Origin of the sequence: Bacillus rugosus (assembly GCF_023238245.1) — a bacterium.
Classification (GTDB): Bacteria; Bacillota; Bacilli; order Bacillales; family Bacillaceae; genus Bacillus; species Bacillus rugosus.
Window position 1 is genome coordinate 1,982,620 of record NZ_CP096590.1, and the last position, 21,546, is coordinate 2,004,165.

General features: G+C 45.5%; 9 protein-coding genes. All 9 read right to left on the bottom strand.

Annotation, left to right across the window (positions count from 1 at the left end; translation table 11 throughout):
* Positions 1-6 precede the first annotated feature (6 nt).
* Positions 7-1,656: an AMP-binding protein gene (locus M0696_RS09865; RefSeq protein WP_222142921.1), complete on the bottom strand. Its 1,650-nt coding sequence runs from the start codon at positions 1,654-1,656 to the stop codon at positions 7-9.
* A 42-nt stretch (positions 1,657-1,698) separates the two neighbouring features.
* A complete protein-coding gene (locus M0696_RS09870; RefSeq protein WP_248602728.1) occupies positions 1,699-2,841 on the bottom strand; it encodes an acyl-CoA dehydrogenase in 1,143 nt (380 codons plus the stop codon).
* 90 nt (positions 2,842-2,931) lie between these two features.
* The gene (locus tag M0696_RS09875) at positions 2,932-3,237 is read right to left on the bottom strand and encodes a DUF5367 family protein (protein WP_222142950.1); all 306 of its coding nucleotides are present in this window, start codon (positions 3,235-3,237) and stop codon (positions 2,932-2,934) included.
* Between the two features lie 108 nt (positions 3,238-3,345).
* Complete coding sequence (locus M0696_RS09880; RefSeq protein ID WP_166852407.1) at positions 3,346-3,927, bottom strand: TetR/AcrR family transcriptional regulator; 582 nt, start codon at positions 3,925-3,927, stop codon at positions 3,346-3,348.
* 80 nt (positions 3,928-4,007) lie between these two features.
* A complete protein-coding gene (locus M0696_RS09885) occupies positions 4,008-4,574 on the bottom strand; it encodes a GNAT family N-acetyltransferase (protein WP_248602729.1) in 567 nt (188 codons plus the stop codon).
* A gap of 121 nt (positions 4,575-4,695) precedes the next feature.
* Positions 4,696-6,228 carry a glycoside hydrolase family 10-like protein gene (locus tag M0696_RS09890; RefSeq protein WP_248602730.1) on the bottom strand — a complete coding sequence of 511 codons (1,533 nt, stop codon included), beginning with the start codon at positions 6,226-6,228 and terminating at the stop codon, positions 4,696-4,698.
* 154 nt (positions 6,229-6,382) lie between these two features.
* The gene (locus M0696_RS09895) at positions 6,383-6,775 is read right to left on the bottom strand and encodes a DUF1360 domain-containing protein (RefSeq protein ID WP_166852398.1); all 393 of its coding nucleotides are present in this window, start codon (positions 6,773-6,775) and stop codon (positions 6,383-6,385) included.
* A gap of 108 nt (positions 6,776-6,883) precedes the next feature.
* A complete protein-coding gene (locus M0696_RS09900; RefSeq protein WP_222142951.1) occupies positions 6,884-10,723 on the bottom strand; it encodes a non-ribosomal peptide synthetase in 3,840 nt (1,279 codons plus the stop codon).
* A gap of 7 nt (positions 10,724-10,730) precedes the next feature.
* Positions 10,731-21,542 carry a non-ribosomal peptide synthetase gene (locus M0696_RS09905; protein ID WP_248602731.1) on the bottom strand — a complete coding sequence of 3,604 codons (10,812 nt, stop codon included), beginning with the start codon at positions 21,540-21,542 and terminating at the stop codon, positions 10,731-10,733.
* Positions 21,543-21,546 lie beyond the last annotated feature (4 nt).

Genomic DNA, 21,546 nt, shown 5'->3' on the forward strand with positions numbered 1-21,546 from the left:
TTCACCTCATTGACTTGATGATAAGTTGAACATTTCAATCGTTTTTTCACGCAGTTTATATTTTTGAATCTTGCCTGAAGCCGTCATCGGGTACTCGTCTGTAAAAATAACATAACGCGGAATTTTGTGGCGGGCGATTTTCCCTTTGCAATAGGCTTTAAGCTCTTCAGGTGAAGCGCTTTTTCCGTCTTTCAGCTTAATCCAGGCTGCGGCCTCCTCGCCGAATTTTGCGTCAGGCACACCAACGACCTGTACATCTAAAATATCAGGATGCCGGTATAAAAATTCTTCAATTTCCCGGGGATAAATGTTCTCGCCGCCTCTGATGAGCATATCTTTTAATCTTCCGGTGATGCGGCAGTACCCGTCTTTATCCATGACAGCAAGATCTCCGGTAAACAGCCATCCGTCGGCATTGATTGCTTTTTTGGTTGCTTCCTTGTTTTTATAATAGCCTTTCATGACGTGATAGCCGCGGGTGCACAGCTCTCCCTGCACGCCTCTTTGAACTTCTTGACATGTCCCGGGTTCTACAATTTTCACTTCTGCATGAGGCAGGGCGCGCCCGGTTGTTTCGACTCTTCTTATGAAGGAATCATGTGCCCTCGTTTGCGTAATGACCGGTGAAGCCTCAGTTTGTCCATAGGCGATCGTAATGTCTTTCATGCCCATCTTTTCAATAACAGCTTTCATCACTTCACTTGGACAGGGAGAGCCGGCCATGATGCCTGTTCGGAGCGTTGATAGATCATATGCATCAAAATCCGGATGATGCAGCTCGGCGATAAACATGGTCGGCACACCGTGAAGCGCTGTGCATTTCTCTTTTTCTACCGTTTTGAGGACGGTAACGGGATCAAATTCTTGTACAGGGATCATGGCTGCCCCAACGGAGACACACGCCAAAACCCCAAGCACGCATCCAAAGCAATGAAAAAACGGAACCGGGATGCACATGCGGTCTCGAGAGGTTAATGCCATACATTCAGCGATATTGGCAGCGTTGTTGATGACATTAAAATGGGTCAGCATCACTCCTTTAGGAAACCCTGTCGTTCCTGATGTGTATTGCATGTTAATCACATCGTCTTTTTCAAGGCTGTTCATTCTTGCTTCCAGCTCAGCATCCGTCACTGTTTTCGCCAGTATCTCTGTATCGTCCCAATGATACATGCCCGGCAAACGTTTATCGCCAATATAGAGCAGCGTTTTTAAAAAGGGATATCGTTCTGATTTCAGCTGGCCGGGCTCTGCTTCTTGCAGCTCTGGAATGAGGCTCTTCACGATGTCTGTATAAGAAGTGCCCCGGTATGAATCCATGACAATTAGAGCGGCAGCATCCGATTGCTTTAACAAGTAATCGAGCTCATGTGCTTGATAATTCGTATTGACGGTCACGAGCACGGCTCCGATTTTTGCGGTGGCGAACTGAACGGCAAGCCATTCGGGAATATTTGAAGCCCATATGGCTACGTGGTCTCCTTTTTCAATCCCCATCCGCATAAGTCCTTTAGCGGTTTGACGGCACAGACTGTCAAATTGGGCGTACGTATAGCGTATATTTCTGTCTGGATAGACAACCGCTTCTTGATCAGGATAGGTTTCAGCGGTTTGTTCCAGCAGTCTGCCGATTGTGGAATGGATGAGTTCAGCCATGAATTGTTCCTCCTTTCTAAGTGATCAGAAAGCGTTTACATTTCATTTCAAAAGCTGTCTGGCGATCACGATACGCTGAATTTCAGATGTGCCTTCACCGATTTCCAATAATTTTGCGTCCCGCAGCATCCTCTCTACCCCATATTCCTTCATGTAGCCTGAACCTCCATGAATTTGAATGGCTTGGTTGCAAGCTCTTGTCGCCATTTCAGATGCAAACAGCTTGGCATACGCCGCTTCTTTTGTGAACGGGCGGTTATGGTCTTTCAGCCAAGCGGCTTTTAACACCATTTGCCGTGCAAGGTCAATTTCCATCGCCATGTCAGCAAGCTTAAATTGGATGGCCTGAAAGGAAGAAATCGGCTGTCCGAACTGCTTCCGTTCTTTCGCATATGCCAATGATGCTTCAAGTGCTGCTTGGGCGATGCCGACTGCAAGAGCAGCGATTGAGATTCGTCCGCCGTCCAGCGTGTATAGAAACTGCTTAAACCCTTTTGTTGGATCGCCGAGTAAGTTGCCCGCAGGCACTCTCACATCCTCAAGCAAAATTTCCGCTGTATTTGAACCACGGACGCCCATTTTATCGTACGGACTCGTAATCGTAAGTCCAGGTGTGTCAGTTGGCACGATCAAGGCGGAAATGATGTTTTTTCCGTCTTTGTTTTTGCCTGTTACTGCGGTTACAATCACCGTTCGTGCGTAGCTTGCATTCGTGATCCAGCACTTTTCGCCGTTGATTACATACTCATCACCATTTGTAATGGCTTTCGTTTGAGTGCCTCCTGCATCTGAGCCGGCATTTGGTTCCGTCAGGCCGAATGACCCAAGGGCTTTGCCCGAAGCCAGCGGAGTCAAATGCGCCCGTTTTTGTTCTTCTGTTCCGAAGTAATAAAGAGGACTTGCGCCGAGCGAGACTGCTGCAGCATAGCTTAATCCAGTACTGCCGCAGGCTTTGCCGATTTCTTCAACCGCTAAGGCATATGAAATCGTATCGCCGCCCGATCCGCCGTATTCTTCGGGAAATGGAATACCCATCAGCCCGAGCTCACCCATTTTTTTAAATGTTTGTATCGGGAACTCACCCGTTTGATCTACATGTTCAGCGTGAGGAGCAATTTCTTTTTTCGCAAAATCCTTTACCATTTCACGAACCATTTGTTGTTCTTTTGTCAGATCAAAATTCACTTGATTTCCTCCTTCACATCTTTGTAACATCCTATTAGGCGAGTTCTGTAATCATTCCCTGACAAAAGAAGTCAGAAAATTAAAACTGGATCAGTTTTTATGTGAAAACATCAATGGGAGGAGCAAATACATGCTATAGGCGCATACCATCCATATGGCAAACGCAATGACCTGCCCCTTTGATAGCGCCGGGAAGATGATGGGATGATTCCAAAGGGAAGCTGTATCAATCAATAAACCGACCGCCGATCCCCATACGCCCAGCTTGATCACCGCGTATTGTGATCGATCGAGTTTATGATAGAGAAAGAACACAAGGCATAAAACGAGAGCAGTGCCCGCTTCCAGAAGAAGAAAGTTCAGCAAAAAAGGCTCTTCAGCCGGATCAGTTAACACAGCGTCTCCGAACAGAACAAAAAATAGTGTGGCACCGAACCAGACGAGAAATGAAAACGTAAGGACCAGACCTAATTTTTGAGTGAACATGGTTGATCTCCTTTCGTGTTACCTCATTTTTTCAGTCAGCTTCACCAAGATCCATTCGAGCTCTTGATAAACACCTTCTAGTGGAAAATCATCGAAAACGAGAGACTGTATGGCAAGCCCGTCAATTATAGCATTCAGCATCGTTCCCCAGGTTGTTAAGGAAACGCCATCAATTGGAGATTTGCCCCACAATTGAGTGAGCTCTTCTGTCAGACATTGATTTTCAGATTGTAGCAGATGACTTAGCTGCTCTTTGATTTGTTCATTTTGAAAGCTTGATACGACAAGTGATAAACATAACCGGTGATAATCAGCATTTTCTTTTGTTCGTGATTTTGCTGACAGCCATGCTTCTCTCAGCTTTTCGCTTGACGGGAGCCGGCTGTTCTTTACGTTCGCCCAAGAACTGCCGCATACGTGGCGAACGACCTCCATCATGAGATTTTCTTTTGTGCGGAAATGGTAATAAACCGTTCCTTGAGTGACATTGGCTTGTTTCGCAACTGATTGTAACGTTAGTTTTTCTAAACCGTTTTCTGAGATACATGTTTTGGCAGATTGAATGAGTGCTTCCTTGGAGATGACATTTGGTTTTGCCATGGTGCTCCTCCCTATAAGTTAGTTCAATAACTGACTTTTTAAATTTTCTATTCAGGGGGTTTTACTGAAAAAGAAATGACTTATACGTATTCGTTCTTAAGAATGCCGTATATTTCTAAATCGACAACTCCTTTACCGGACCAATAGGAAGCTTGTCTGACTAATCCTTCTTTCATAAAATTGTTTTTTATGAGGACGTTTTTTGAAGCCCTGTTAGCTGGCATGACTTCAGCTTGAATTCTATTTACATTGACTTTCTCAAATAAAAATGAGGCAAGCATGCGGACGGATTCAGTGGCAAAACCTTTCCCCCAGTATTCTTCAGCTAAGTAGTATCCAATTGATACCATGTCTATTTTTTGGTTAAAATCCATCGCTTCAATGATTCCAACCAATGTATTCTCTTGACTCTTTAGAAAAATTCCCCACTTAATTCTGCTTTTTTTGTTGTAATCTCTATCAAAATGGCTAATCATTTTCTCTACTGTTTTTATGTTATGTTTCGGAATGATGCCGCAGTATTCAAATACTTTGTCATTATCGTAGATTGAAAATACATCCTGTACGTGCACCTCTTTGATTTTACTTAGTACGAGATTCTCAGATTCCAATACTGGGAAATGTCCAAAAACCGCTTCCAAATTCATATGAGTCTCTCCCTTTGTTCTTTTCTCTAACAATTCAGCGGTTCACCAAAAGTATCCTTCCTCCTAAAATAACTCTTGTGAAAAAAGACGACTTAGAAAGCCGTCCTTCTCTTCTCATTTCTCATTTTGCCTTTCGTTTGGAAGCCTTGCTTTCGTTATGGAGCCGGTCTGCTGAAGTGACATAATACGTATACTTCTTGTTTTGGTCTGCCGTTTCATCTAAGAAGGTTTGCTGTCCATTTGTTTTTCTTGCGGTTCCCAGCAATGTTTTGTGCTTTTTCCCTTCGGCTCTATATATCGCATAATAGGCTGTTTCTTTCATTTTTTGATTTGATGGGTGGTCTTGTATGTGCAGAAGATTGCCGTTTTTGTCTTCGGTGACCTTCATAAGCTTCGGTTTTTTTGGTGCGGTACTGTCAAGCCATGGCATTTGCGGAACCAATGCTGGTTTGCTGTAAAGCTCGGTGACAAGCCTGTCTTTGATTCCAAGTGGATTTTTGTTGAGGTCTTTGAGGCTGAAATGCATGCTTCCTTTCACAAGCTCAAGCTGACGGTTCAAGGTGATTTGTCTCACATACTCTTCGGGGTCAGACCATGGCGGATCAAAGTTGTTATTGATTTTATAGGCTGCCTGGCCAATATATAAATGAACAGGCCTATTTTTCACTTCATTGCTCCACCAATCAGCCAGCACATCGTAAGCTGCTGCGTTGAAGCCGATGCTCCAATAGATTTGCGGGGCAATATAATCGATGTCGCCTTCTTGGATCCAATGTCTCGTATCTGCATAAAGGTCGTCATAGTTCCTGACGCCTGCTTTGGTATTCGATCCGGTTGGGTCGTCTGCCGCGTTTCTCCATACTCCAAAGGGACTGATGCCGAATTTGACGTATGGCTTTGCAGATTTAATTGTTTGGTTGATTTGTTTGACAAGCTGGTTCACGTTATTCCTCCGCCAGTCATCAATATTGGAAAAAGCCCCTTTTCCGTATTGTTCATACTGTGCTTGATCAGGAAATTCCTGTCCCGCTATTTTATAAGGGTAGAAATAATCATCCATATGAACGGCATCGATATCATAATGTTTCACCACTTCTTCAATACCTTTGACGATAAAATCTCTCGTCTCAGGAATGCCCGGATGATAATAAAGCTGGTTTCCATAAGCGGCAACCCAGTTTGGATGCTTTCGTGCCGGGTGATCCTCAGACAATTTATTAAGGTCCGTATGATTCATTGAAATGCGGTAAGGATTAAACCATGCGTGAAATTCTAAATTTCGTTTATGGGTTTCTTCAATCATAAATGCAAGCGGATCATAGCCCGGGTCTTTCCCTTGGACACCGGTTAAGTATTCAGACCACGGTCCATAAGCTGACGGATAAAAAGCATCTGCCGTCGGTTTAATCTGAACAATAACGGCATTCATCCCCATTTTTTGAACATCGTCCAGCAGTTTGATATACTCTTGCTTTTGCTCTGCCACTGATAACCCTTTTTTTGACGGCCAATCAATGTTTAATACGGAAGCTATCCATACGGCTCTCAGTTCCCTGTCCGGCTGCGCATTGGCCATAAATGGAACGGAGATGACAAACGTTCCGATGATCAAGCTGACAAGGAAACGGACAATCGACTTTTGACAAACCTTCATTCTGTTTCTTCTCCCCCATTACATCACTTTCACTATTCGCTATTACGGTATTCCCGGGCTGTAAAAGGGTGCTTAATCGGATTGAAGAAATCAGGATTTATGTCTATGTCACCAGATAAATGAAAAAAGTCCTGAAGCATTTTGTTCCGCTGCTTTAGGACTCTTTATCATCTATCATGGTTTGCAGGCTCTTTAACACATCAATGAGTTTTACGCCGACACCGACAGCTGTTTCAAGAATCGCCTGTGCTCCTGCGATGGCTAAAATAAAGATTACTGGAATTGCAATACGAGGCAAAAAGAGATATCCCAGTCCAATCAAGATGGCGCACCAAACGCCGGCACACCAGTAGCAATTGAGCATGTATCCAAAGTTAGAAGCCGGCACACTTTTTTCATCTACATGCCCGTTTTGATCAACGATCCTTTTCTTTTTCATAAAAGGTTTTCGGATAAATTCCGTGATTTTGTCGAATACAATCAAATGTGTCAGCCTGTAACTGGCTAGAATCAACATGATAAAAGTAAGCAAAGAAAGACGATCCATGACAAGCCTCCAAGAAAAAGGATGATGTTATCATTCCCAAGTGTCTTCTATCCATTCTTAATACAAAAAGAAAGACGGACAGAGAATGGCCTCTGTCCGCTAACTCGCTTATCGTTTTTGCAGTATTTCGTTATTTAAAGTGATTTTGTCTAAAATGTCGAGAATGATGTCAGCGTTTTTTTCAGCATATGCGCCTTCCAGCATGTCTTTATGAGCGCCAAAACCCGTGTACTTTCTGTAGTTTTCGCAGGCACCTTCCCATTTCGTTAGGCTGGTATGTCCATTGGTTTCGGTTTGAATTCCCGCTTCAATGAAATGAATGTTTGCTTTGATGTGCCCTTCATTCAGCAATTGTGCCCAATATTCCTGATAGTTTCTTTTTTTCTTCATCACCTTTTCTCTGACCGCTTCAGGCAGGTATGCTGCAGATTCGTCATTCTCGGTATCAATAGGCAGAGGCTGTACTTTTAGATAAGCGTCCACGATAATGAAGTCACTGACTTCCAATCCTTTGCGCTCCATAAACTGTGCCACTTCAAAAGCTAGGTTTCCGCCTGCAGAGTAGCCTAATAAAACGTATGGGCCTTCAGGCTGTATGTCCGTGATGCAATTAACATATTGTTCAATGCGGTTGTCATGTTCAATAAAGTGAAATCCATAGACGGCTGCCTTATCATTCAGCAATAAAGCTAGGTCTTTGAAATAAATGCCAAATCCTGATATCGGCGGGAAGCAGAAAAGGTTTTGCGCGCCGTGCTGGTTCAGTTTGATCACATGCTGTTCATCTGCCGCTGTCAGCTGTTTGGAATAAAGTTTTTCGGCAAGCTGAGCGATTGTCGGATGTTCGAACAAGAAATCAATCGGTATGTCAATTTGCTGCTGGTGCTTCAGTGTGTGTATGACCTGCAGCGCTTTTAGTGAATGTCCGCCAAGAGCAAAGAAGTCATCATCAATACTGATTGTGCTGACACCGAGGACATTCTTCCAAATGTTTGCCAATTCTTCTTCAACCAAGTTTCTTGGCAATATGATGTCCTGTCGTTTGTCATTCTTATTTTCTGGAAAAGGCAGCGCGCTGCGGTCTATTTTTCCGTTTCCGGTAAGGGGCATCCGGTCCACACGCATCCAGTGCTGCGGGATCATATAGTCTGGGAGCACACGCGCCAAATCGGCGCGGATATCCTTTTCATTTCTTTGGTCATCGCCAACGTAATGAGTGTACAGCTGCGCCTCTCCATCTTTTTCTCTCAATGTCACTGCCGCTTCCTGAACGCCTTCCATTTCTAAAAGGCGCGCTTCAATTTCGGCGGGCTCAATTCGTTTTCCACGGATTTTAATCTGCCTGTCAATCCTGCTGATGTATTCTAAGTTTCCATCAGGCAGCCAGCGCGCCAAATCACCAGTACGATATATTCTTTCTTCAGACAAGAAAGGATGGGGAGAAAAAACAGCATTTGTCAAGTCATCTCTGTTCAAATAGCCTTTTGCGACCCCATCGCCGCCGACATAAAGTTCGCCGGGAACGCCTATTGGCAAAAGACGCCCTTTTGCATCTAAGATGAAAGCGGTGCTATTGCTGATTGGTTTTCCGATCGGAATCGGTCCCGCATAGTCTCTTTTAATCTCAAAAAAGGTTGAAAATGTCGTGTTTTCCGTAGGCCCGTAAATATTATGAAGTGCCAGATCTGGACAGGCGTGTCTGACAGCATTCATAAGGGCAGGCGAGAGTGCTTCTCCGCCGACATATAACGTATGGAGCCCGCGGAACATGTCTGCTTGAGCCTGAGCCAGCTGATTAAAAAGAGCCGTTGTTAAAAATAGTACTGTGATGTCATTTTCAAGCAAATACGTCCCAAACCGATCAGGTGACAGCATTGTCGATTTATCAATGATATGAAGGCTTGCCCCATTTAAAAGCGCCCCGAACATTTCAAAGGTGACGGCGTCAAAGCTGATAGATCCAGTCAGAATAAACCGATCATTAATGGACGCAGACGTGTAATTGCTATTGCTGACAAGGGACACGACATTGCGATTCGTGATCATGACGCCTTTCGGCCGGCCTGTTGATCCTGAGGTATACATGATGTATGCAAGATCATCCGGGCTGGAGACGATGTTGATAGGGATATGGCTTTCTTCCATCAATGTCTGTGAATCTGAAGTAATACATGTTCCTGAGAACGCAGCGTTTTGCTCCAGCCCCTTTTGAACAATCAGCATTTTTGCCTGCGTTTCCTCGAGCATAAAGCTGACCCGTTCAGGCGGAAGCTCAGCATCAAGCGGGAGGTATGCTCCCCCTGCTTTTAAAACAGCAAGCACACTGATAATAAATTCAGGAGAATGAGCAGCCAATATTCCTGCTGTCTCGTTTTTCCGAAACCCATTTTGATATAACTCTCTGGCGAGTGAATTAGAGCGTTTATCAAGCTCTTCATACGAAAAAGACATATTATCATACACAATTGCGGTATAGTCTGGCGTCTTTTCTGTTTGTTCACGAAATAAATCTATAATTGTATGATTCTTTGGATACTCTGTTTTTGTATTGTTGAACTGGGTGACAATCTGCTCTTTTTCTGTTTCATCAAGAACAGAAAAATCAGCAATGGGAATATCAGGGAGATGTGCCGCTGTGCTTAGTGCTTGCGTAAATTGCCTTTTGATACAGCTGATCCATGCAGCATCGTAAACGAACGCATTATAGCTGAACTTGATAACAAGTTCTTCCCCGGGAGCAACGACAAGGTTAAAGTTATATCCTGATTGCTCGGATACCGTAACTTGATCGATTTGCAATGGTGAATCTGCGCGATCAGCTGAATCGGCGATTTTCTGCTGTAACGGATAGTTTTCAAATACAATAATGTGATCAATCAGTTCCTGTTTTAAAGCGGTGTTTGCCTGGATATCAAATAAAGGCTGGCAGGTGAACGGCTCAGCTTCCAGCATTTCTTTCTGGCAGCGTTTGAGCAGCTCTTGAAACGTTTCGTCTTGATGTGTTTTAATCCGAACCGGAATGGTATTGATAAACAACCCTATCATTTGCTCCACGCCCGGAATTTCTGATGGTCTGCCTGATACAACTGCGCCAAATACAACGTCGTCTGTGCGGTTATATTGCTGCAGCATCACGCCCCAGACTGCCTGAATAAGGGTGGCAAGCGTGACGCCGTGTTGTTTGGCAGTCTCTTTCAGCTTGTCTGTCAGTGGTTTATTTAATGAAAATATCAAATCTTCACGGTGATAACCTTCTTTTTTTTCTTCATCAGACACACGAGGCAGAGGTGATGGAGTGCTGTAGTTTTTTAAATACGAACCCCAGTACTCCGCAGCTGTTTCTTTGTCTCGGTTTGTCAGCCAGGAAATATAGGTGCTGTAAGGACGGACAGGGTCCAAAGAAAGTGGTTTTCCTGCATGGATAGATTGATAAATTTGCATAAATTCCTGCAGAACGATGCCGAGGCACCAGCCGTCCATTAAAATGTGATGATGACTCCAGATACAGACATGCTCATCTTCAGCTGTTTTGAATAGAGAAATCCGCATCAGCATGTCTTTTTGTAAATCAAAGCCTTTCTGCTTGTCCTTCTCCTTAAAGCAATCAATAAACTCATTCTGGTCGTTTATTTGCAGATGGGAAATGTCTTCGCTGTACAAATGGAATTCGCGTTCTGTCATTACGACTTGCCGAGGTCCCGACAAATGCGGGACGTGCGGCAAAAATACGGTTCTGAAAATATCATGGCGGTCGATGATGGCTTGAATACTGCGCTGAAACCAGTCATAGCTTAGGCTTCCTTTGATGGTGAAGAGCGACTGCTCAACATACGCCCCCTCCTCTTTACGAAGGAAGGAATGAAACAGCATTCCCTCCTGCATATGACTCAGAGGATAAATGTTCTTGATTTTTTTGATGTTATCCATAGTGTCTGCACCTTTCTTCACGGATTCATTAGTGAAAACTGAGCATATCAGCAATCTCTTGCAGCGCGTCCTCGGTCAGTTCTTGATCATCAAAATCGCTAATCGTCTTTTCAGTTTCTCTTTTGTTCTGGCAGTGTTCGATCAGCTGTAATAAAAATTGACGGCAAAACTCGCTAAGCTGTTCCATCGTTTTGCGCTGAAAGCGGGTATTGTCATAAGTCATGTTGACAGCCATTTTCCCTTCTGCGGCGATTGCGCTGATATCCAGCGACTGTTCACGATTCCATGTTGCGCTGATATCATCCCCGGCACCCAGCGGAGAGAAAGAGAAGGCGTCCTCCTCAGGTACTTCAGCTGTGCTGCCGCTTTCAAACTGACCCAGATAATTGAAGCTGATTTCTGGCGAACCTGTGAAATCGATGTCTTTTTTGCCAGGCGGAGTCAAATATTTGATGACACCGTAGCCGAATCCTTTGTCCGGTACGCGTCTCAGTGTATCTTTTGTTGTTTTTAGTACATGAACCATGTATTCTTCCGGATCAGGAAGGTCTGAGTTCAGTTTAACCAATAATGGATAAATGGCGGTAAACCATCCAACCGTACGGCTCACATCTATTCCGTCTAATACATCCTCTCGCCCGTGGCTCTCTAATGATAGTTTGAAGGCGGATTGATTGGTCCAGTGGCGCAGCGCAAGAATAACAGAAGCAAGCAGCATATCCTGAGTATCTGTTTTATATGCGCTGTTGGCATCTTTTAAGAGCGCAGCTGTTTCTTTATCGTTTAAGGTAAACGAAATCGTGGAACGTTTACTATCGTTTGCTATGGTTCCGTCGATTTGATCAAAAGGCAGTGCTTCTGTTTCAAATTCCTCGGTTTCACGCCAATACTTGAACTGTTTCATAAGCTGCTGGCTCCCGGCGTAGTCAGAGAGCTTTTTCGCGTACATTTTGAATGAGCTTGTTTTAGGCGGAAGCTGGATATCTTCCCCGCCTGCAGCTTGGCGATAGCCTAAAGCCAAATCCTCAAGCAGAACTCGCCACGAGATGCCGTCAACGACGAAGTGATGAGCAGATAAAAATAAGAAATCACCGTCAGTTGTGCGGAAAAGACCGGCTTGCAGCAGCGGGCCATTCTTCAGGTCCATTTTCTGCTGAATATCACGTACATGGCGTTTGATAAGAGGCTCATACGATTTATTCTCGTCAGTGCAGTCTGGATTTTGTAAATCAACAATGTGAAGGCCATATAGCGCATCGTCCGAAGGACTGAGCGGCCGATTATATTGAATCCACTTTCCATGTTCATTCTGTGTAAACACCATCCGCAGCGCATCATGATGACACGTTATTGCTTTTAAAGTTTTGCGAAGTGCGTCTTCATGTACAGAGGTGCTTCGATGCAGCATAACGGACTGATTAAAATGGTGTCTTTCTTTTATATCTTGAGAAAGAAACCATTTCTGAACAGGTGACCATTGTACGTCTCCCTCAACCGGATCTTGGCTGGAACTTGTATCTGAATCACGGATATAAGCTGCCAATTCTTGAATAGTCGGATGGCTAAACAAATCTTTCACTGCCATTTGTTTTCCTATCCGGTGAAGCCGTGCGGAAACCTGTAACGCTTTGATCGAATCTCCTCCAAGCTCAAAGAATGAATCAGCTGTTCCGATTTTTTCTGCCCCCAGTACTTCCTTCCATATATCAGCCAGTATTTGTTCCATCTTGCTGGCAGGTGTGCGGAATGGACGTTCAGTTTCACCCTTGAATACAGGTTTTGGAAGTGCTCTGCGATCCAGTTTACCGTTTGGTGACAATGGAAGTGAGCCCAGTTTTTCAATAAACGCAGGAATCATGAACACCGGCAGCTTGTTTTGTAATTCTAAGCGTATCGTATCTGTGCTCAATTCTGGTTTGGTCACAACATAAGCACTTAATTCAGTTTGTCCTGATGCTGTTACATGAGCGAGTACGGTGGCGTCTTTTACACCGTTTATACAACGGATGACCGATTCAATTTCTTTTGTTTCTACACGATAGCCTCTGATTTTGACTTGTTCATCAATTCTACCCAGATACTCGAGTGTTCCGTCGGCCATCCATCTGGCGGCGTCTCCTGTTCGGTACATTCGCATTTCAGGTTTGTATGGGTTCTGGATGAATGCTCTCTCTGTCAGCTCCGGAAGGTTGATATACCCTCTTGCAAGCCCCGTTCCTGCTATACAAAGCTCTCCCGCAACACCAATTGGCTGAAGCTGATGATTGCCATTTAAAATAAGCACTTGGGTCCCGTCAATCGGCTGGCCGATGCTTACGTATTTCTGCTTTTCCATATGTCTCATGACGGTAGTGGCCACACTGTTTTCTGTCGGTCCATATTCGTTGGCGAGTTCGGTGTGCGGACATATGGCCAGGCTACGGTTTATCAATTCGCGGTCAGCTGCTTCTCCCGCCAGAGTGACGATTCTAAGCGTCTTTACATCTTCCGGCCGCAATACATCCAAAAGCGCTCGATATAAAACAGGCACAATAATCATATGTGTAATCCGTTGAGGAGACAGCTGATGCTTGATGGCCAGAATGTCCTTCGCTTCCTCTTCCTTAAGCAGAACTGCTTTTGCACCTGATAAAAGCGGTGTGAACATACTTGTTAAAAAGCCGTCAAATGAGAAAGAAAAGAGCTGCAGGATGGCGTCTGTCTCGTTGAAAGCATAAGCGTTACGCCGCCACTGAAGAGTGTTGGCAATGCTTTTATGCTCGACCATCACCCCTTTTGGACGGCCCGTCGTTCCTGACGTATAAATGATATAAGCCATATGATGGGCATACGACACTTTCGGCAGCGGCGATTTGTCGTATGCCTCCGCGCTCTCTATCGTCAAGATCTCTCCTTCAAAATCAGCAAGCTCTCCCCAATCCGTTTCATTTATTGTCATCAGCAGTTTCGTTCCGCTGTCGCTGAGGATATAGCGTTTCCGTTCCGCCGGGTATTCCGGATCAATGGGAACGTAACAGCCTCCTGCTTTCCAAACACCAAGTACGGCCGCTATCATGCTGAACGAACGAGGCATCATGATGCCTACTGGTGTGTCCGGTTCAATACCTCGGCTGCGCAATATACGAGCGATTCCATTGGACCACTCGTCCAACTCTTGATATGTCAGTGTTTTGTCTCCGCTGACAAGTGCAGAAGCTTTTGGTGTTCGTGCAGCTTGCTGCTCAAACAAACGGTCAATTGTTTGTTCTTCGTATTGATTCGCTTGCCCGGTGTTAAACTCATTGAGCAGCTGATTCCGCTCTTCTTGAGTCAAAATGTCGATATGGTTGAGTGTTACCTCAGGGTTTTTAACGATAATGTTAAGTACATTAGTCAAATGCGATGCCCAGCGTTCTATAGTTGTTTTTTCAAACAGTGCGGTTGAATATTCAAAATGGAAATGAATGTTCCCGTCACCCTCAGATGCTTGTAATGTCAAATCGAATTTAGAAACGAGATGAGAAACTTGTGACGGCTTCATTTGCAAATCATGCAGATGCAATGGCTGGTGATCATTATTTTGAACGACTAACATGGCATCAAACAGCGGGTTTCTGCTCATATCCCTCGTCACCCCGAGCTTATCGACGAGCTCTTCGAACGGATAATCCTGATGCTCATACGCTTCCAATGCTGTCTCGCGCACTTCCTGCAAATGCTGCACAAACGGCTTCCCGCCCTCCGGGCGTGTCCGAAGCGCCAGCGTGTTCACAAACATGCCGAGTATCGGCTCAAGATCCTTGTGCGGCCGGCCGGCAATTGGCGATCCGACGACGATATCTTCCTGTCCGCTTAAGAGTGACAAGAACGCTGTGTAAGCCGCTAGGAGCACCATGTACAGTGTGCTTCCGTTTTCCCGTGCCAGTTTATGAAGGCCTGATGCGGCCTCTTGATCTAGCGTAAATGAGAACTTGTCACCCGCGAAGCTCCGCACCGGCGGGCGGGTATGATCAGCCGGGAAATCCAGGACCGGCAGCTCGCCCTCGAGCTGCTTCAGCCAGTACGCCTCCTGCGTCTGGTACGCGTCTCCTTTTTTAAATCCTTCTTGCCATACGGCATAGTCTTTATATTGAATGTGAAGCGCCGGAAGGGTCCGGTTGTTGTAAAGCTCCCCGAATTCCCGAATCAGAATGTTGACGGAAACACCGTCTGACATAATGTGATGCATATCAACCAGCAACAGGTGCCGCTCATCTGATACCTTTACAATTTGGGCGCGGAACAGCGGCGCTTGGCTGAGATCAAAGGGTTCGATAAACGCGGCTGCAGCTTCCTGTTCGGTTTGTTCGGCGAGGACTGCTTTCTGTAATGTAAACGGCACCTCGTCATGGATGCGCTGCACCGGCTCGCCGGCTTCGTCCTGATCGAAGGATGTCCGAAGCGACTCGTGGCGCTTGATCAGCTCTTTGAAAGCCCTGTCCAGCCTTTCGGGGTCAAGCTTCCCTTCCAGCTCTAACACAGCCGGCATATTGTAGCCTGTCCCTCCGTCCTCCAGCTGCTGAAGGACATAGATCCGTTTTTGGGCGGAGGAAACCGGATAGGCCTCACGCTGTTCCGCCGGTTTCATCGCTTCATATGGACTGTCCGTTCCTTCACGGATAACGGAAGCCAGCCCTTCTACCGTCGGATGGGCAAACACATCTTTCAGCGGCACCTGTACATCGAATTCTTTTGAGATCCGCGAGACAAGCGCCGTTGCCTTTAAGGAATGTCCTCCGCGGTCGAAAAAGTTGTCGTGAATCCCGACAGGGCCATTTTTCAGCACGTCCTCCCACAGCTGGGCAAGCTTCATCTCTGTCACATTTCTCGGCGCCGTGTAGGTCTTTGCATCTGCCGCTCCGTCAGGAGCTGGCAGGGCGTTTCGGTCCAGCTTTCCGCTTGGCGTAACCGGCCAGTGTTCCATCTCTATCAAATGAGCCGGGATCATGTAGCTCGGCAGCAGTCTTTCAAGCTGCGTCCGCACTTCGTTTCTTCTCAGTCCTTCTGTATAGGCGCATAATTCCGGCTCGCCGCTGTCTGTCCGTACGGTAACGGCTGCCTCTCTGACACCTTCAATGCTTCTAAGCGCTGCTTCAATTTCTCTGGGCTCAATCCGGTAGCCGCGGATTTTCACTTGATCGTCCGTGCGGCCGAGAAATTCAATATTCCCGTCAGGGAGCCAGCGCGCCACATCCCCGGTTTTGTACATGCGTTCACCCGGGTAAAACGGGTCCTCAAGAAAACGCTCCTCTGTTAAGGCCGGCCGATTTAAATAGCCTCTGGCAACACCTGCTCCGGCAATGTACAGTTCGCCGATACATCCGGCAGGCAGCATCCGCTGCCTCTGATTTAGGATATACAATCTGACATGATGAACAGATTTTCCAATTGGAACGCGTTCAAGCTTTTCATGCAGCGGACAATCAAAGAATGAAGCTTCTACAGTTGCCTCCGTTGGTCCATAGGAATTGGTTAATCCAACATTCGGAAGCAACTCGCAAAATCGGGAGACGAGATGGGTCCCCAGCTGTTCTCCCCCGGAAAACACTCGCTTGAGTCCGTTTGTCTTAACCGGTACAGAGCGATATTTTATATGTTCTAAAAATGCATGGAGCATTGAAGGTACAAAATGCATAGCTGTGATCTTTTGTTCTTCTATGGCCTTCGCGATCACTTCAGGCTCTTTTTCGCCTCCCTGAGGAAGCAGATAAACAGAAGCACCGGCATAAGGCCACCAAAACAGCTCCCATATTGAAGCATCGAATGAATACGATGTTTTGTGCATGATCACATCTGAATGCTTAAGCTGATAACGGGACTGTAGGGAATTCAAAAAATTCACCGCTGATCGATGTTCAATTTCAACACCTTTAGGCACCCCGGTAGAGCCGGATGTATAGATGACATAGGCTAAAGATTTAGGGAGTACGTCCACATTCGGATTGGACAAACGATGTTTCAGTCCGCTATTTGCCTGATTGAGGTAGACAATCTCTCCTGCAAATGCCGGAACACGCAGGCCGGAAGACTGAAGCAGGAGAATGTCTGTACCGCTGTCCTCCAGCAGAAAGCTGATTCGTTCTTCCGGGTAATCCGGGTCAATAGGAAGATAAGCGCCGCCAGCTTTAAGAATGCCATAAATGCCAATCAGCATTTCAGGCGAACGCTTTCCTATAATGGCTACGGTCGTTTCAGATTTTACTCCTCGTCCGATCAGCTCCCAGGCGATACGGTTAGCCTGTTCGTTCAATTCTTTATAGGTCATCGCTCCATCTTCAAGGATAACGGCCGTCTGATCAGGCGTTTTTGCTGCCTGCTGTTCGAGTGCATAGTGGAGAGTTTGGTTCATCGAATAGCCCGTCTCCTGAAACGGATGGCATGATTCAATGAAATCTCTCTCTTCTTCTTTTGTTAAGATTGGAATATTGTCCAATTCTGTTTCAGGGCTGAGAGCTGTATGTTCCACAAGCGTGGTGAAAAGGCCGGCCCATCTTTGGACGGTTTCTTTTTCAAACAAAGCTTTACTGTATTCAAACTGACAGAAAAGCTCAGCATCGTGTTCTGTTACATACAGCGAAATATCAAATTTCGATATTGGATGCTGCAAGTCGTTCCATCGAAGCTGTACATCTTTCATTTTCAGCTTTTGCTGTTCCATATTCTGAAGGACTAGTGTTGTGTCAAACAATGGATTCCGGCTCATTTCCCGCTGCACACCGAGTTTATCCACAAGCTCTTCAAACGGATAATCCTGATGCTCATACGCTTCTAGTGCAGTCTTTCTGACTTCTGTCAGAAATTCCTCAAATGTCTTATTACCCGCTGGGCGTGTGCGGAGAGCCAATGTATTGACAAACATCCCAAGAACAGCTTCAAGGTCGGCATGGGGCCGTCCGGCTATAGGTGAACCAATCACGATATCATCCTGACCGCTTAACCGCGACAAAAAGGCTGAATACAAAGCGAGAAGCGTCATGTAAAGTGTGCTTCTATTTTTATTGGCAAGCCGCTTTATGCGGTCCGTGATCTCTTTATCCAATTGAAAGGTTACTTTTCCGCCTGTGAATTGCCGTTCTGCCGGACGGCGTTTATCTGTCGGAAGCTCCAGTATAGGAAGATCCCCGCTAAACTGCTTCTGCCAGTAAGTCTCTTGCTTTTGGTACGAGTCTCCCTTTTTAAATTGCTGCTGCCAGACGGCGTAATCTTTATACTGGATCCGTAATGGTTTAAGCTGCCGGTTTGCATAAAGATCGGTGAATTCTCGGATTAGAAGCTGAACGGATACGCCATCTGAAATGATATGGTGCATATCCACCAGCAATACATGCTTCTCGTTCGTCACTTTTATAAGGCCCGCTCTAAATAATGGCGCCTGGCTGAGATCAAAGGGGCGTATAAATTCCTCGATAGCGGTCTCTGTACTTAATGTAAACGGCACTTCGGTGTGAATACGCTGAACAGGCTCGCCATCTGCCCCGGATACAAAGGAAGTGCGAAGAGGCTCATGCCGGCTGATCAGTTCTTTACATACAGCAGACAGTTTAGCGACATCCAGTGTCCCTTCCAGTTCTAAGACCGCAGGCATATTGTAGGCGACACCCTCATCAAGCTGCTGAAGCACATATATCCGTTTTTGGGCTGAAGATACAGGATATGTCTCCCTTTCTTCTGCAGGTTCAATTGCTGCATACGGATTTTCCTCTGCATTTTGAATGATTAAAGCCAATCCTTCTACAGTCGGATGGGCAAAAATGTCCTTAAGCGGAACTTGCACATGAAATTCCTTTGCGATCCGTGACATGAGAACTGTTGCTTTTAGAGAGTGGCCTCCATGGTCAAAAAAGTTGTCTTGGATGCCTATAGGGCCATTCTTCAGCACGTCTTCAAATAGTTGTGAAAGCTTTGCCTCTATCAGATTACGAGGGGCAGCATATGGATTTCCGCTGATTGAAGCATCTGGGGCTGGAAGCGCTGCCTGATCTATTTTTCCGTTTGGGGTAAGAGGTATGCTGTCAACCCAAATCCATTTCGCCGGAATCATGTATTCTGGTAGCTCACTAGCCATATAGCTGCGTAAATCTATTGCATTCAGCTTTTGTACACTGCAATAGTAAGCGCATAATTCATGTTCACCGTTTTGATCTTGTCTGATGAGAATGGCAGCCTCTTTAATGTCCAGATGATTCATTAACGTAGCTTCGATTTCTTGCGGCTCGATTCGATAACCTCTGATTTTCACTTGATTGTCTGCCCGTCCTATATATTCGATGTTGCCGTCTTCAAGCCGTCTGGCCAAATCACCTGTACGATACATGATCACACCAGGCCTGAATGGGTCGGATAAAAATTTGTCGCGTGTCAGTTTATCGTGATTGACATATCCTCTGGCAACACTTGCGCCGGAAATATAGAGTTCTCCTGGTACGCCGCATGGCTGTAGCTGTTTGTGGTGATTCAGTATATATAGATCAGTACAGCCTATCGGTTTACCGATTGGCGGAAACTCAGGAATAGGGTCTCCCGGATGAATGGTGTACGTAGATACCACATGAGTTTCTGAAGGCCCATAATGATTGTGCAGGTATATGCCGCGTTCACGTAACACGTCTTGGAAAAGGTCTGAAATCATTAATTGTTCCCCGGCTGCAATCAAGTGTTTGATGCCATAAGGAAACGAGTTCGCAAGTTGCCGCTCGCTGAACATCATTTTGATAAAAGCTGTTGGGAGAAACACAATATTCGTCTGATGCTTGTTTATAAATGCAAACAGCTGAGGCACATCTCTTTTTATGGCTTCTGGCACGATGTGCAGGGTGCCGCCTTTCAGAAGCGCAGAAAATATTTCTTGATAGCAGACGTCAAAGGCAGGTGTCGCAAATTGCAGAACATCTGCTTCGAAGTCAATTCCAGAGCGAGTATATTCGAACTTCAGCAAGTTAGCCATGTTTCGATGCTCAAATTGAACCCCCTTTGGTTTACCTGTTGTACCTGACGTATAAATGATATACAGCAGATCGTCAGCATTGTTGACTGACTTCATGTTACTGCCATCTTCTTTGGTTTCGATATCTTCTGCATGAGTGATAATGTAATTGTTTTCTAACGATGAGGATAGATGCGCTTGAGAAACAACATGCGAACAGCCGCAGTCATGCAGAATATAACGGATTCTGTCAGCCGGGTAATGCGGATCAACTGGAACAATGGCGCCGCCCGCCTTCAAGATACCAAGAACAGCTGTGATAAACGCCGCAGAGCGTTCCATCATAATGGCAACGGGCTCCTGTCTCACAACACCCTTCATTCGTAAATGCCGCGCCAATCTGTTAGCCGATTTATTCAGTTCTTTGTATGTTAACGAGCAGGCTTGATCAATTACAGCATAAGCGTCCGGTGTCTTTTCCGCTTGTTTTTCAAACATAGCATGGATGGTTTCGGAAACTGGAGTTCGATCCGCGATTTCCCCAATCAGCTGCCGCTTTTCAGTATCTGTCGTGATCTCGATTTCTTCAGGCGGAAGATTCGGATTATTTAAGATTTGCGATACAGCATTCAGAAGATGCTCCTTGACAGAAAGCACAAAAGATCGATCATGCTGCTCCGCATCATAGCTCATTTTAATATGGATTTCTTCTCCTGGCGCCACCATAAGATAAAAGCTGTAGTTGGTTTCATCCGCCACAGTGAAGTTATGAATCTGAAAAAGATCAGAAGCATATTCCTGCTTGTTCAGCATTTGAATCTCTTGCTGAACCGGATAGTTTTCAAATACGAGAATATGATCAATCAGCCCTTGTTTAACAGCTGAACGGGCCTGAATCTCATATAAAGGGTGGTAGCTGTATGCTTCAGCAGCAAGACGGTCTTTTTGCATATCTTTTATGAGCTGTAGAAATGGTGTTTTTGCCCCCTGCACCCGAACTGGAATCGTGTTAATGAAAAGACCTACCATATGTTCAATGCCTTCGATTTCTGCGGGTCTTCCTGAAATGACAGAGCCGAATACGGCGTCATCGTTATTATTATACTTTTGAAGCAGTATGCCCCAAACGGTATGGAAAATCGTACTGAGAGTTACTTCTTCTCTTGCCGCAAGCTCCGAAAGCCTGCTGCTTTCTTCCTTAGAGAATGAAAACGTAACGTGTTCCTGCCTGCTTCTCCCCTTTGTTTTTTTCTGCTTCGGGAGCATGGTTTGCTGTTCATGGCCGGAAAGATAATGTTCCCAATATGAAACTGCCTGCTCTTTGTCTTGCTCCATCAGCCATTTGATATAGCTTCCGTATGGCTGGACCGGCTCCAATGATATAGGGGTGGCATTTACATAAGATGCGTAAATATGGAGAAACTCCTTTAGCACAATGCTGAGGCACCATCCGTCCATCATGATGTGATGAAAGGTCCAAATACAAGTGTACTGGCTCTCTCCTGTTTGAATCAGAGCGATGCGCATGAGCATATCCTTTTGCAAGTGAAACCCTTGGGCGCGGTCTTTTTCTTTCAATTGTTCGATAAACTGTGCTTGCTTCTCTTCGTTTAAATGAGCAATGTCTTTTTCCTGTACGATGATGTTCCGTTCTCTCAGGACAACCTGCTGGGGAGAGGAAACATTTTGGCTGATAAAAATCGTTCTGAAAATATCGTGTCTTGCTACAAGAGCGTTGATGCTGTTTTGAAAAAACTGCGAGTTGACTTTTCCTTCTATTGTAAAAGAAGCTTGCTCAACATATGCCTGTGAATCTTTTTGCAGGAGGGAATGGAAAAGCATCCCTTCCTGCATGTAAGACAGCGGATAAATATCCTGAATTGAATTCGCTTTTGTCATGTTC